12 protein-coding genes are annotated in these 14,172 nt (G+C 71.7%); 5 read left to right on the top strand and 7 right to left on the bottom strand.

The window, feature by feature from the left end; translation table 11 throughout:
• Window positions 1–271: 271 nt before the first annotated feature.
• The 6 genes from NBZ83_RS01365 to NBZ83_RS01340 form a co-directional block, all read right to left on the bottom strand.
• Complete coding sequence (locus NBZ83_RS01365; protein WP_261574169.1) at window positions 272–877, bottom strand: response regulator transcription factor; 606 nt, start codon at window positions 875–877, stop codon at window positions 272–274.
• Window positions 874–2,238, bottom strand: a complete 1,365-nt coding sequence (locus NBZ83_RS01360) for a sensor histidine kinase (protein WP_261574168.1) — start codon at window positions 2,236–2,238, stop codon at window positions 874–876. The genes NBZ83_RS01365 and NBZ83_RS01360 overlap by 4 nt, the downstream gene beginning before the upstream one ends.
• A 52-nt stretch (window positions 2,239–2,290) precedes the next feature.
• Entirely contained in the window at window positions 2,291–3,118 is an 828-nt protein-coding gene (locus NBZ83_RS01355; RefSeq protein ID WP_261564884.1) for an ABC transporter permease, read from the bottom strand.
• Window positions 3,115–4,119, bottom strand: coding sequence for an ABC transporter ATP-binding protein (locus tag NBZ83_RS01350; RefSeq protein ID WP_261564883.1), 1,005 nt, complete (start codon window positions 4,117–4,119; stop codon window positions 3,115–3,117). The genes NBZ83_RS01355 and NBZ83_RS01350 overlap by 4 nt, the downstream gene beginning before the upstream one ends.
• 604 nt (window positions 4,120–4,723) lie before the next feature.
• The gene (locus NBZ83_RS01345; protein WP_261574167.1) at window positions 4,724–5,800 is read right to left on the bottom strand and encodes a DUF2889 domain-containing protein; all 1,077 of its coding nucleotides are present in this window, start codon (window positions 5,798–5,800) and stop codon (window positions 4,724–4,726) included.
• Between the two features lie 161 nt (window positions 5,801–5,961).
• Window positions 5,962–6,585: a TetR/AcrR family transcriptional regulator gene (locus NBZ83_RS01340; protein ID WP_261564880.1), complete on the bottom strand. Its 624-nt coding sequence runs from the start codon at window positions 6,583–6,585 to the stop codon at window positions 5,962–5,964.
• A 155-nt stretch (window positions 6,586–6,740) separates the two neighbouring features.
• On the opposite strand from NBZ83_RS01340, the gene NBZ83_RS01335 reads away from it, so the two are divergent.
• Window positions 6,741–7,676: an LLM class F420-dependent oxidoreductase gene (locus NBZ83_RS01335; protein ID WP_261564879.1), complete on the top strand. Its 936-nt coding sequence runs from the start codon at window positions 6,741–6,743 to the stop codon at window positions 7,674–7,676.
• Between the two features lie 116 nt (window positions 7,677–7,792).
• On the opposite strand, the gene NBZ83_RS01330 is transcribed toward NBZ83_RS01335, so the two are convergent.
• Entirely contained in the window at window positions 7,793–8,713 is a 921-nt protein-coding gene (locus NBZ83_RS01330) for a LysR family transcriptional regulator (protein WP_261564878.1), read from the bottom strand.
• 350 nt (window positions 8,714–9,063) lie between these two features.
• Here NBZ83_RS01330 and NBZ83_RS01325 point away from each other — a divergent pair, with 350 nt between their 5' ends.
• The 4 genes from NBZ83_RS01325 (at window position 9,064) to NBZ83_RS01310 (ending at window position 14,155) form a co-directional block, all read left to right on the top strand.
• Window positions 9,064–10,488 (top strand): NtaA/DmoA family FMN-dependent monooxygenase, encoded by a 1,425-nt coding sequence (locus NBZ83_RS01325; RefSeq protein WP_261574166.1) that lies wholly within the window; start codon window positions 9,064–9,066, stop codon window positions 10,486–10,488.
• Between the two features lie 44 nt (window positions 10,489–10,532).
• On the top strand, window positions 10,533–12,107 hold the full coding sequence (locus NBZ83_RS01320; RefSeq protein WP_261574165.1) for an ABC transporter substrate-binding protein: 1,575 nt from the start codon (window positions 10,533–10,535) through the stop codon (window positions 12,105–12,107).
• Between the two features lie 118 nt (window positions 12,108–12,225).
• On the top strand, window positions 12,226–13,260 hold the full coding sequence (locus tag NBZ83_RS01315) for an ABC transporter permease (protein ID WP_261564874.1): 1,035 nt from the start codon (window positions 12,226–12,228) through the stop codon (window positions 13,258–13,260).
• 1 nt (window position 13,261) lies between these two features.
• Entirely contained in the window at window positions 13,262–14,155 is an 894-nt protein-coding gene (locus tag NBZ83_RS01310; RefSeq protein WP_261564873.1) for an ABC transporter permease, read from the top strand.
• Window positions 14,156–14,172 lie beyond the last annotated feature (17 nt).

Below are 14,172 nucleotides of genomic sequence, written 5' to 3'. Positions count from 1 at the left end.
CGTCCCCCTCCGGATCGGCGTGCCGGGACTGCGGTCCCGGCTCCAGCAGTGATGATCATGCCCCTGTCTCCGGGAGCGCAACCCTCCGTCGCCGGCCCGACAGCCGAATCGCTGTGATCGACAACACGGCCGGGCGTGTAACGGGCGAAGCAACACCCACCTGGCGAGACCCCCGATAGAACATAAGCGGCAATCAAGACAAATCAAACATCCAGTGAGAGCCTGGCCATGCTGGCGACCTGCGCCCGGTTGGCCTGATCGGCGCGGGCGGTCAGAGCCAGCCGGCGTCCTCGGCGGCGCGCAGGGCCTCCATCCGGTTGCGGGTGCCCGTCTTCGCAATCACGGATGACAGGTAGTTGCGCACGGTGCCCTCGGAGAGGAACAGCCGACCGGCAATGTCGGCGACGGTCGCGCCGTCGCGGGCGGCGACGAGGACGTCGCGTTCCCGGCCGGTCAGCGGGCTTGCTCCGCCAGCGAGGGTGGCGGCGGCGAGGGTGGGGTCGACGACCCGTTCCCCGCGGGCGACCCGCCGGATGGCGGCGGCGAGGGCCTCGGCGGGAGCGTCCTTGACGACGAAGCCGAGCGCGCCGGCCTCCATCGCCCGGCGCAGGTAGCCGGTGCGGCCGAAGGTGGTCACGATCAGGACCTGGGTCGACGGCGCGGTGGCGCGCACCGCCGCGGCGGCGGCCAGGCCGTCGATACCGGGCATCTCCACGTCCATCAGCACGACGTCCGGGTGCAGCGCGCCGACCTGGGACACGACCTCGTCGCCGCGGCCGACCTGGCCGACGACCTCGATGTCGTCCTCCAGGGAGAGCAGCGCGGCGAGCGCGCCTCGGACGAGATGCTGGTCGTCGGCGAGCAGGACCCTGATCATCTCGGTGTCCCTGCTGGGCCCGTCCGCGCCCCGTCCAGGCCGGCGACCGGCAGCAGGGCCCCGGCCGCCGCTGGGTCCGCGGGGCCGTGGGTCGCCTGGGTGACCTCGCGGTGTGGGGGAACCGCGGCGGCCGGCGGCGCGACGACGACGCGCAGCCTGAAGCCGGGCGACGGGCCGGTCGTGGACGCGGCACCGGTCTCGGTCCGCCCGCCCGCCGCCGCGACCCGCTCGGAGAGCCCCGCCAGGCCCGCGCCCCCGCCTGGGCCGGCGGCGGCGCGGCCCGCGGCGTCGGCGGGGCCGGTGCCGTCGTCGACCACCTCGATGCTGCGGCCGTCGACGGTGACGCGCAGGTGGTGCGCGCCGCTGTGTCGCACGGAGTTGGTCACGCCCTCGCGGACCACCCAGCCGAACAACTCCCGAAGGGAGCCTGGCACCTCGTCGACGGAGGCGGGCAGCTCGGCACTGATCCCCGCCGCGGCGAGCACCTGGCGCGCCGCGGCGAGCTCGGTGACCAGACTGACCTCCCGGTAACCGGCGACGGTGGCCCGCACGTCGGCCAGGCTCTGGCGGCCGAGGGCGGCGACCTCGGCCATCTCGGTGGCGGCGCGGGCCGGGTCGCGCCCGGCCAGCTTCGAGGCGAGCTCGGCCTTCACCGTGATCGTGGTCAGCGCGTGGCCGAGCAGATCGTGCAGGTCGCGGGCGATGCGCAGCCGTTCCTGCTCCTTGGCGAGCCGTTCGATCTCCCGGTGGGCACGGGACAGCTCCACCTGGTTACGCGCACCGGCGCGGATCCCGAACATGGTCAACGCGACGAACAGCACCGGCCCGGACAGCGACCACTGCTCGCCGTGCGTCTGCCACCAGCCGATGCGTTCGGGCAGCCAGGTGTCCACGGCGGCGATCGCGAGGATCAGCGGGAGGGAGACGGCCGGGCGAAGCAGCAGGACCAGCGCCACGCCCAGGTAGATCGTCATGACCAGGCCGCCGCCGCCGACGACCGGCAGGTACGCGGCGATGCAGGCCGCCATCGCGACCAGCACCGGCACCCGCAACTCGCGCCGGCCGCGGAAGGCGATCAGCGGAACGCCCCACAGGTAGAGCAGGCTGAACGCGGCGAGCACGGCGAAGCCGAACACGACGACGCCGTCGCCGTCATGCAGGGCGAACATGTCCGAGACGGCGTAGCCGAGGTAGATCAGGAACACGCCGGCGATCCGACGCCACCGCCAGGGGTCCATGCCAACCCGGCTTGGCGCACCTGGCAGCACCGGCTGCGGCAGCGCCGGCTGCAACAGCCAGCGGCGCAGCGCCCCCGCCGTGGACGTCCCGCCCGCGCCCGCGTCGGCCATCCGCTCGGCCATCGTCAATGCCTCCCCGTCCGGTCTGCCCGCCCGCGGTGCGCCGGGCGCACCGTCAAGTGCGGAGCTGGTCGCGCAGGTAGGCACGGCCGGCGACGGCGCCGAGGATCACTGTCCACACCGCCAGGGTGGCCAGGCCGCGCCCGCCGACCCAGCCGCCGGCGAGTACCGCCCGGCCGGCCTGGGCCGACCAGTACATGGGCAGCAGCTTCACGATATCGGCGAGCCAGCCCGGGAAGTTCTCCACCGGCACCCAGATCCCGCCGGCCAGGGCCAGCAGGCTGAACACTCCGCCGGTGATCGCCTGCATGTTCTCCGGGCGCACCAGGTAGCCGAGCCAGATCGCGAACGCCGCGAGCGGCACCAGGCCGAGCAGGATCGACGCGCCCGCGCCGAGGTACGTCCCGGCCGACAGGCGGACACCGCGCATCGCGTCGCCGGCCGCGAACACGGCGACGATCGGCAGCACGGCCAGGGTGAAACCGGTGGTCACCTTGCCCAGCACGTACTGCGGGCCGGTCAGGGCGGTCAGCCGAAGCTGCCGGTTCCAGCCGATGGAGCGTTCGGTCGCGATCCGCCCGGCGGTGCCGAGGACGGCGTTCATCGCCCCGAACGACGCCATGCTGATCATGATGTAGGGGGCGACGGTGAGGTCACCCAGCCGGTCGTCGGCGCCCGAGGAGCTGAACGCGCCGAACAGGATGATCGGCAGGACGAGACTGAAGATCAGCAGGCGGGTGTTGCGCCAGACCCGGCTGACCTCGGACCGGACGTAGCGCAGGTACGTGACCGCCGCGCCGGTGATCGGGACGGCGGTGATCGAGGCATCGGCGGTGGACACGGCGGCGGTGCCGGCCGTGCCGGCCGCGGGGCTGGTGGTCATGTCGAGGTCTCCTCGCGGCCCGTGGTGGCGGCTGCGTCGTCGCTGGTCAGGGCGACGAAGGCGTCCTCCAGGCCGGCGCCGACGACCTCGATGTCCTCGGCCGCCGGGTGGGCGGCGAGCAGGGCACGCAGGGCCGCGTCGCTGTCGGGGCAGGTCAGGGTGATCGACTCGCCGCGGCCCTCGACTCGTGCCACGCCCGGCAGCCGGCCGAGCCCGGCGAGCCCGGCGTCGTCGAGCCCACGCAGCGTGGCCCGGATCGTCCGGCCGCCGACGAGGGCCTTGATCTCGGTGGTCGGGCCGTCGGCGATGACGCGGCCGCGGCGCAGCAGGACGATCCGGTCGGCGAAGGCGTCGGCCTCCTCGAGGTAATGGGTGGCGAACAGGACGGTGCGTCCGCCGGCCACCCAGGCCCGCATCGCCGCCCAGAACGCCCGGCGGCTCTCCACGTCCATCGCGGCCGTCGGCTCGTCGAGGACGATCAGGTCCGGGTCGGGGAGCAGGGCCAGGGCGAAGCGGACCCGCTGGCGCTGGCCGCCGGAGAGCCGGTCGGTGCGGGCGTCGGCGAGATCACCGACGCCGGCGCGGGCCAGCACCTCGGCGGTCGGCAGCGCGCGGGGGTACAGCGCGCGCACCGCCGTCAGCATCTTCCCCACGGTGATCTCGGGCAGCAGCCCGCCGTTCTGCAGCATCGCGCCGACCAGCCCGGCGGTGCACGCCTGCCGCGGGGCGCGGCCGAACAGCCGGACCGCGCCGGAGTCGGGGCGGGTCAGGCCGAGCAGCATGTCGATGGTCGTCGACTTGCCGGCGCCGTTCGGTCCGAGCAGGGCGACCACCTCGCCGGGCGCGATCGCCAGATCAACGCCGTCGACGGCCTGCACGCCGCCGTACCGCTTGCGGACGCCGACCAGGTGCACGCTGTGGGGCGGCGCCGGGTCGGGTTCGGCGCCGGCCCGGACCGTGGCGCGGGACGCCGATCCGGGCGGCGATGGGGTTCTCGTCATAGGACGAGGGTCCCGGTTCGCGGCCGGCCGCCCCAGTCATGTCCGTCACCGGCCCGTCATGACAACTGTCATGGTCGCGCGCCGAGGACCCGGCCGGGCCGCCGGCGTCGACCAGCCGTGTTCCGAATGTGGCCAGTAGCGGAAGCGGGCGACGAAGAATGCCGTCGAGCCGAAGGTCGGATTGAGGAAACCGGCCGACACGTGGGTGATGACCAGCCCTGTCGATGCTGGGCGTGCATCGCTCCGAGAGTATTTCCGCGATGGTGTGAGGGGCCATCCGCACTCTCTTTCGCTGATGGTGCGCCCGCCCGCGCGGCGGCTGTCGTCGGGCTGGGCTCGACGGACCGCGGAGGTGCCGCAGATTGGCATGGGCATGTGGGAGGCGGCGCGTCATACCTGGTCACATTTATCACCAGGTTCGCTATGTCGAGGGTCGTCGGACTGGCTGCGGCCGGATCGAGAAGGGGCGGGTGGCCGGCCGAGTCCGCCACAGGTCCTCAGGCTCCAGGAAGTGCGAGTCTCCCGAGTTGGCCCAGATCTTGTCCATGATGTGTCGACTCCTGTTCGTGCATGCCATCCGAGGGGTGTGGGTCCGCTGTCGGGCTCATCCCGCCCGCAGCGGGGCGAGCAGCGCCGGGATGTCCTCCAGCGCACGAAGCGTGTCGTTGAGGTGGGTGCAGGTCGAGGTGCCGGTGAAGGCCCGGCGCACGTGCGGGCGCAGGCCCGCCAGCGGCATCCCGGCGAGCCGGGTGGCGCTGGCCGCGGCGGCCGGGCACTCGACGAACGGCAGCGCGCGGGGCGTCGCCTCGCAGCTCAGGAACGTCGACGTGGTTGTGTCGACCTCGGCGGTCACGGTGTATTCGTGGATGACGGTCTCCACGCCCTCGGGCAGGACGTAGGAGTCCCGGAACAGCGCGTCCACGTGGGCGAGCGCGCCACGGTCGTGGAGGCGGACGTCGACGCGGCGGGCCCGGCGCATCCCGCGCGGCGGCAGCGGCGGGATGTCGTGCCAGGCCAGTGGGTCACCGGGCCGGGCCAGGGACGGGGCGACCGGACCGGTCACCACCGGCGAGCGGCCGAACGCCTCGACCTCATTCATGATCGTCCCGCCGGTGGCGAACCCCGCGCACAGGTCCGTCACGTACCGGTAGTCGCCCTGGCGCATCGGCGGGGTCCGCGGGACGTCGCTCCCCGGCGCCTGCGGCCCGTCCCGCGCATCCTGTGCGGCGGCACTGTAGGCATGGCCGGAGACGAGCGAGGCGCCGGGCAGATCGTCGAGTAACAGGTGGAGCAGATCGTTCTCGGCGATCAGGGTCGGGTCGAGCGCGTCGAGCCGGGCCCGGAAGCCCGAGGCGACCGAATGCCCGACCAGCCCGGCCAACGCCGGCCGTGCCGGCCCGCTGGTGATCTCGCGCAGCTCGCGCCCCGCCGCGAAGTCCACCCGCGCGAACATCGTCGCCTCGCCCAGCACCCGGATGTTCCGCCGGTCGTCGCCGGGGCCGAAGGTACGCAGGTCACGGCCGTGCCCGACGAGATGCATCGGGCGGTCGAACCCGTCGGGGCGCAGCATGTCGATCGTGGTGGTCCGGCGCACCGAGCCGGCCGTGCGGGCGGGTGTGCCGCCGGTCGGCTCGTGGATGCCGTGCCGCGGATGCAGGATCCGCACGGGAATCGTCGTCATCCCCGACTCACCTCGTTCCGTCAGTGTGTTCACGCGCCATCGCAAGTGAAAACGGCTTTTTCGCCAACAGTGTTCCCGTCGACGCGGGATGTCAACGGGTCGCGCCGCGGCTCCCCGGACCATGCCCGGGGCCGGCGAGGATCAGGCGGCGGTGGCGAGGATCAGGCGGCGGGGGTGCCGCCGGACGCGCCGAGGGCGCGGAAGACGAAGTCGGTGACCCGGTCCGCCGTCTCGGCGGTGCTGGCGGTGCTGTCGGCTGGCGGGCACAGGAGCTGGCGGTCCAGGGTGCGGCCGAGAACCGCCTGGATCTGCTCGGCATCGGCCCGCGGGTCCGCCCAGGGGAAGGAGCCATCCTCGACGCCTCGGCGCAGGATTGCCGCGAGGGCCTCTTCCTGCGTGCTCTGGAACCGCTCCCGTTCCGCGGCGAAACCGCGGGCCCGGCGGGTCTCCTCGGAGCTCAGGATCAGCGCGCGGCGGCGGCGGGGCTGCGCCGACATCAGGTGCAGCACGCCGTCGATCCAGCGGCGCAACGCCTCGCGGGCGGTCGCGGCCGCGGTGATCGACGAGGCCAGCTCGTCGGTGACGCGCTCGCAGTCGCGGCGGAACAGCGCCAGCAGCAGGCTGTCCTTGGACGCGAAGTGGCGGTAGAAGGCGCGGGTCGACAGGCCGGCGGCGTGCAGGATGTCGGTGATCGACACGGAGACGCCCTCGCTCGCGAGCAGGCACCGGTAGGCGGCGTCCATGATCAGTTCTCGCTCGTCGTCCTGGTCGTCCGGGACCGCCACGGTGCCACCTCCTCGCCCTCGTCACGTCCCGCCGCAGCGCCGGAAGTGCCTTGACGATCACCCTACCGGCGTCGGGCCGTCCGCCCGAGCTCGACCCCACCTCCCGGCCCGGGGGCCGCCGCGCGGATCAGGCGGCCATTTGCCAGGGTGGACGGATGGACCTGCGCATCTTCATCGAGCCTCAGCAAGGCGCCTCCTACGAGCGGCAGCTCGCCGTGGCGAAGGCCGCCGAGGACGCCGGCTTCGACGGATTCTTCCGTTCCGACCACTACCTGCGGATGGGGCCGGGTGATCCGTCGCCGGGCCCCTCGGACTCCTGGGTGACGCTGGCGGCCCTGGCCCGCGAGACCTCGCGGATCCGGCTGGGCACCCTCGTCACCTCCGCGACCTTCCGGTTGCCCGGACCGCTGGCCATCGCCGTCGCGCAGGTGGACGCGATGAGCGGCGGCCGCGTGGAACTGGGCCTCGGCGCCGGGTGGTTCGAGGCGGAACACACCGCCTACGGCCTCCCGTTTCCCTCGGTCGAGGAGCGGTTCGACCGGCTGACCGAGCAGCTCGCGATCATCACCGGGCTGTGGGGAACCCCACCCGGCGAGACCTTCTCCCACGACGGCCGGTACTACCAGCTCGCCGACAGCCCGGCGCTGCCGAAGCCGACGCAGCGGCCCCGGCCGCCGATCATCATCGGGGGAGGCGGGCCGCGGCGTACCCCGCAGCTCGCCGTCACCTACGCGGCCGAGTTCAACGCCGCCTTCGCCCCCGCCGAGGTGGTCGGGCGGCGGTTCGCCCGGGTCCGGGAGGTGGCCGCGGCGGCCGGGCGTGATCCGGCGGACCTGGTCTACTCCACGGCGAACGTCGTCGTCTGCGCGAAGTCGGACGCGGACCTCGCCCGGCGGGCCGAGCGCATCGGCCGCGGGGTCGACGAGCTGCGTGCCAACGGCTTCACCGGCACCCCCGAGGAGATCCTGGCCAAGCTCGCGACCTTCGGCCCCGACGGCGCCGGGGCCAGCCGGATCTACCTACAGGTCCTCGACCTGGCGGACCTCGACCACCTCGACCTGATCGCCGCCGAGGTGCTCCCGCACGTCTGAGCGGGCCGGGGCGGCGGCCACCGGGCATCGACACGTCGGCATCGCGGCACGTCGGCATCGCGGCACGTCGGCATCGCGGCACGTCGGCACGTCGGGAGAGCATGAAGCACGGAGCTTCAGGCTCTCCTGGCGAGCTGGAGGCTCTCGACGGCCGTCTCGGCCGCCGCCGGCTCGGCGAGCAGCCGCCCCAACGCCACCGCGACCCGCTCCGAGATGATCGTGGCCAGGCCGTGGCGGGACCAGACCGCGAGCGGCAGCGGCGCGGGTTTCGGCAGGTCGTCGCGTGCCGCGAGCCCTTCGGGCGTCTGCCCCATGGTGGCCATCAACGCGACCCCCAGGCCGGCGCCCACGGCCGCCTGGACGCCGGCGAGCTGGATCGCCTCCGCGCCGATCACCGCGGGGATCGCCTGCGAGGACAATGCCTCCAGCGCGCAGGTGCGCAGCGCGCAGGGATGGTCGAAGGCAACCACGGGCACCGGCTGCGCCGCCGCAGGCCGCCGCCACATGGGGGAGGAATACCAGGTCAGCTCCAGCTCACCGACCGGCGTCGCGCGCAGGTCGTTGGGCGGGCCGAGTAGCAACGCCAGATCGATCCGCCCCGCGTCCAGGCCCTCGCGCAGGGTGGTGCCGCGGTCGATGCGGAAGCGGATGCGATAGCCGGGCAGGGACTGCTCCAGCGCCGTGGCGAGGAAGGGCAGCAGCTGCGCCGCGGCATGCTCCGTCGAGCCGATCACGACCGTCTGCTCGGTCTCCATGTCGAAACCGTGCAGGGTCTCGTCGTGGATGGCCAGGATCCGCCGGGCCTGGCGGAGCAGGTGCTCGCCGTCGGGGGTCAGCCGGGAGCCGCGTCCCTGGCGTTCGATCAGCGCGCGTTCGGTGGCGGACTCCAGCCGGCGCACGTGCTGGCTCACCGCAGCCTGGCTCAGGTGCAGCGACGTCGCGGCCCGCTGGAAACCGCCACACTCCGCGACAGCGACGAAGCTGCGCAGCGGGGCGATGTCCAGTGTTCGTCGCATGTCGGTCAGGGTACTGGACATTCATAACCGAACGCGATTGATCGCCATAACGAAGCGTCGTTGGACATCTTGACGCCGGACCAGCATGCTCATCGACATGACCCAGCTGACGGCCGTGTTGCTCACGTGTTGCCGTTGGCTCGATCTTGCCCGTGGCCAGGCATCGCTCTGTCGCTGACCTGACCGGTCGCTGCGCAGCCGCAGCCAAAGCCGTCGCTCGTCGCGACGCGACGTAGGTATCTCTCTCCCTTTTCCGCGTGCTTCAGCGCGCCCATTACGTCGTAACCGGAGCCGTCACCGGAGCCGGATTCGTCCCGATGGACGCCGCTGTCGTCATGCGCGTCCCGTCCCCAGCTCGGGAAGGTTCCACCATGTCTGTTCGCACGCTCAAACTGGGCGCCGTCCTCATCGGCGTCGGCGGTCCGGGGCAGCACAACACGTGGCTGAGCCCCGAGATCCCGGGCGATGCCAGCGTGGACGTCCGCTGGTACATCGCCCGCGCCCAGGAGGCGGAGGCCGCGAGGTTCGATCACGTCTTCATCGTCGACAGCCAGTTCATCACCGCGGACTCCCCGAACCATTACCTCAGTCGGCTCGAGCCGTTGACGCTGCTCTCCGCGATCGCCGTTCACACCCACCACATCGGCCTGGTCGGGACGATCACGACGTCCTACAACGAGCCCTTCAACGTCGCCCGCCGCCTCGCCTCCCTCGACCACATCAGCGGCGGCCGGGCCGGCTGGAACGTCGTCACCAGTGGTGACTCCGGAACGGCGGGCAACTACAGCCGCGACGAGCACTACGACTATCCGACCCGCTACGGGCGCGCGTTTGAACATGTGGGGGTGGCGCAGGCGCTCTGGGACTCCTACGAGGCGGACGCCTTCCCCCGCGACAAGCAGCGCGGCCAGTTCTTCGATCGCAGCCGTCAGCATGCGCTCAATCACAAAGGTGAATTTTTCTCCGTGGTCGGACCACTGAACCTGGAGCGCACTCCCCAGGGGCAGCCGGTCATCTTTCAGGCAGGCGACTCAGAGGAAGGGCGCGACCTCGGCGCGGGCATCGCCGACGCAATCTTCACCCACTCGCAGACGCTTGAGCAGGCGCAGGCGTTCCGCACCGAGCTGCGGGCCCGCGCGGCGGCCAAGGGCCGCGACCCGGAAAACCTGCTCATCGTCCCCGGGATTTTCCCGATCATCGCCGACACTGATGAGCAGGCCCGCGCCAAGGAGGATGCGATCGTCGGTGAGGGCAGCTTCGAGCGGGCCCTGGCCGAGCTCGGTCGGCCCTTCGGCTGGCACGACTTCTCGCAGTACGAGTTGGATGCGCCGTTCCCCGAGGTGGGGGAGATCGCCGAGCGCAGCTTCCGCACCCATGCGGACGCCATCACCACGCTGGCGCGGGAGAACAATCTCACGCTGCGCCAGGTGGTCGAGCACCAGTTGCAGGCCCGCCGCTCGCCCTTCGTCGGATCGCCCCTGACCGTCGCGAACGAGATTCAGCGCTGGTTCGAAGGCGGTGGCTTCGACGGCATCAACATCACCGTGAACGTGCCGAGCGAGTTCGCGCGCTTCACCGATCAGGTGCTGCCGATCCTGCGCGAACGAGGCGTCGTCCGCGCCGAATACGAGTCGACCACGCTGCGCGGCAACCTCGGCCTGCCGATCCCCGAGAACCGGTACACGGCGGCCCGACGCCGCGAGGAGCAGTCCGCCGGCGAGGAGCAGTCCGCCGGCGAGGAGCAGTCCGCCGGCGAGGCGGTGGCCGACAGCGCGGCCCCGGTGCTCGTCCCCTGAACCACGCAACATTCCCGTCGAGATCCGAACAGAGAAAGAAGCCAATGACCTCCGCGCAACATCTGCCGTCCGCCCGCCGCACGAGACGCGGCGCCGTCCTCGGGGCCCTGGTGGCCCTCGCGGCCCTCGTCCTCAGCGCCTGCGGCTCCGGTTCCGGCGCCGGAACCGCGGCCGCCGCCGGCGGCGGAGGCGGCGGCGGCAAATCGACCACCCTCAAATGGGCCTCCTCCTTCTTCCCGACGCACTGGGATCCGGTGGTCGGGGGTAGCGGTGCCCAGTTCCGCATCCTCGCCCTGCCCTACGCGGCACTGACGAAGACGGACGCGAAGGGCGACGCCGTCCCGGATCTGGCGCAGAGCTGGGCCTACAACGGGGCCGGCGACGAGATCACGTTCCATCTGCGGCCGAACCTGACGTTCAGCGACGGCACACCGGTCAACGCCGCGGCGGTCAAGAACGCCATCGACCGGGCCAAGACGCAGAAGAACTCGGCGCTGTTCGGTGACCTCACCTCGATCAAGTCGGTCACGACCGGCGGCGACCTGGACGTGGTCGTCCACCTCACGCAGGTCGATCACCAGATCCCGCTGCTGCTCGGTGAGCGCGTGCTGCAGATCGCGAGTCCCAAGGCCGCGGCGGACCCGGCGAAGCTTGACCAGAACCCGGTCGGCGCCGGACCGTTCATCGTCACGCAGTTGATTCCGGGCACGAAGGTCGTGCTCAAGAAGAACCCGAACTACTGGGACGCCAAGAACATCCACATCGACAACGTGCAGCTGGTCTCGGCGCCCGACAAGGCGACGGTCGTCTCCGGTCTGCAGACGGGCGTCTACAACTTCGCCGATCTCGCCCCGAGCCAGGCGAAGGCCGCCAAGGCGGCCGGTCTCGACGTCTTCGTGCAGCCGGGTTTCAATGCCTCGAACATCAGCCTGAACATCAACAAGGCGCCGTTCAACAACCCCAAGGTTGTCGACGCCGTCCGCTCCGCCGTCAACCGGCAGGAGTTCGTCGACAAACTCACCTTCGGGTACGGGAAGACGACAAACCAGCCTTTCCCGTCAGGTTACGTCGCCTACGACCCCAAGTCGGCGAACCTCTACCCGTACGACCCGGCGAAGGCGAAGCAGCTGCTCGAACAGGCCGGCTACAAGCCGGGCCAGATCAAGCTGGACCTGGTCATCATGGGGGAGGATCCGGCGGCGGAGATCGTGCAGTCGCAGCTGGCCGCGGTCGGAATCACCGTCACGATCAAGGTCAACAAGAACTGGGCGACGCCCTTCTTCGCCAAGGATCTGACGCTCTCGCTGTACGGCACGACCGGGCGTGACTCGGCGGTCCAGACGCTCACGGCGCACTTCGGCCCGGACGGCCCGCTGAACCTCAGCTCGCCGTACGAGCCCGACGGCTTCGAGGCCGCGATCGCCAAGGTCCGCCAGACGCCGCTGGACGCGCCGGACTACCCGCAGATCCTGCAGGCGGCCACCCGTGTGGGCCTGCAGAGCAAGGCGCTCGTCTTCACCTACTCCGCGCCGAACCTGTTCGTGAAGAACAAGGCGATCTCCGCCCTGCCGGCGAATCCGGCCCACATCGACTGGACCGGCGTGACCATCGGCGACTGATCCCGCCGACCCGACCGCATCTCCGCCAACCTGCAGCTCCGCCAACCTGCATTTCCGCCAGCCCACGTCCGTACAGGCCCTAAGACGTCCGTACAGGCCCTAAGAGAGGAGGCAATCCATGGCGGTGAGCACGGCTGACCGCGCGGTCGTTGCCGACCCGGGGGTAACGCTCGCCGCCGCCAGGGCGCGCCGCGCCGCCGGCCGCATCCTGGTCACACTTGCCCGTTCGGTCGCGATCTTCGTCCCGGTCTTCCTGGTGGCGACCTTCCTGACTTTCGCGCTGCGGGCGCTCAGCGGTCTGAGCCCCGCGGCCATGCAGCTGGGCGAGAGCGCCACCCCGGACGCGGTCGCCCGCATCGAGCAGCAGTGGGGTCTGGACCGCCCGTTCCTCGCCCAGTACTGGACCTGGTTCACCGACATGCTGCACGGCCAGCTCGGCGCGAGCTGGGCCAACGGCACATCCATCACCGAGCTGATCGGCAACGGCCTGACCGTCAGCCTGTCGGTGGTGGTGCTGGCACTGATCATCGGCGTGCTCTTCGGCTTCGGGCTCGGCACGCTGGCGGCGGTGCGCCGCACCACCTGGATCGACCGGGCGATCACGGGCTTCATGACGGTCTTCTCGGTGATGCCGCCCTTCGTGGTCGGCATCGTTCTGGTGACGGTCTTCGCCGTCGGGCTCGGCTGGCTGCCGGCGGCGGGCTACGTGCCGGCGAGTGCGGGGACGTGGCCGTGGCTGGCGCACATCCTGCTGCCCGCGCTGGCGCTCAGCCTCGACCCGATGGCCGACGTCGCCCGCCAGCTGCGCTCCGGCCTCATCGCCTCCTACCAGGAGAACTACGTGACCGGCGCGATCGTGCGGGGGCTCAGTCCGCGGCGGATCTTCTTCCGGCACGTGCTGCGCAACGGTGTGGGACCGGCCCTGAGCGTGCTCGGATGGCGGTTCCCCACGCTCATCGGCGGCTCGGTGGTCACCGAGTGGATCTTCGGGTTGCAGGGCTTCGGCCGGTTCGCCAACGACTCCGCGCAGGCCGGCGACGTGCCGGCGGTCCAGGGCGTGCTCGTCGTCTCGATCGTGCTGGTCGTCACCTTCAACCTGATCGTCAACGTCGTCCTGGGCCGGGTCACCCCGGCCTCGCAGCGGGGGGTGTGACATGGTCCGCCGCCTCCTGGCGCTGCCGACCGGCCGGCTCGCCGCCGGCATCCTGTCCATGATTGTTCTGTTGGCGATCCTCGGCCCGACCCTGGCTCCGCACAACCCGCTGGGGACGAGTGCGCAGACCCTGGCCGGCCCCTCCTGGGAGCACTGGCTCGGGACGGACTACCTCGGCCGGGACGTCTTCAGCCGGCTGCTCGCCGGGTCGCGCACCAGCGTGCTCGGCTCGGTCGAGGTCGCGCTGATAGCGCTGGTCGTCGGCGTCGCCCCCGGCATCCTGTCGGTGTACCTCGGCCGCGTGTTCGAGTGGTTCACGCTGCGGATCGCCGACACGCTCATCGCGCTGCCGTTCCTCATCTACGCCGTGGCCGTCACCGCGCTTCTCGGCAACGGGATCCCGCAGGCGATGCTCACCGTCGGCGTGCTCGTCTCGCCGCTGTTCTACCGGGTCACGCGGGCGGCGACGCTGGCGGTCGCCCGGTCGCAGTACGTCGAGGCGGCGCTGATCTCCGGGGCGTCCGTCGGCCGGATCGCGCGGCGGCACGTGTGGGGAAAGGTGCTGCCGCCCGTCGCGGTGTCACTGGCCCAGACCATCGGCATCGGCTTCGTCGTCGTCTCCAGCCTGAGCTTTCTCGGCATCGGCGTGCAGCCGCCGGCGCCGACCTGGGGTGGCCTGCTCGCCTCCGACCTCGGCTACCTGTCGTACCAGCCGTGGGCTCCGGTCGTTCCCGCCGTCCTGATCATGGCGACGGTGTGGGGCAGCAACCTGCTGGCCGACGCGATCCGCGATGTGTCCGGCGAGGCGGGGCGCGCGCTGCTGAACAGCCGCCGGGCCCGCGCCCGTCGCCCCGCCCAGCCCGAACCGATCCCCGCCGGAGGTGCCGCCCGATGACGACCACCCGTCCCGAT

This window comes from Frankia gtarii, assembly GCF_025403375.1.
GTDB classification, from domain to species: Bacteria; Actinomycetota; Actinomycetes; order Frankiales; family Frankiaceae; genus Frankia; species Frankia gtarii.
Note: the sequence above shows the minus strand (reverse complement) of the source record. Positions and strands in the feature narration are given on the sequence as shown.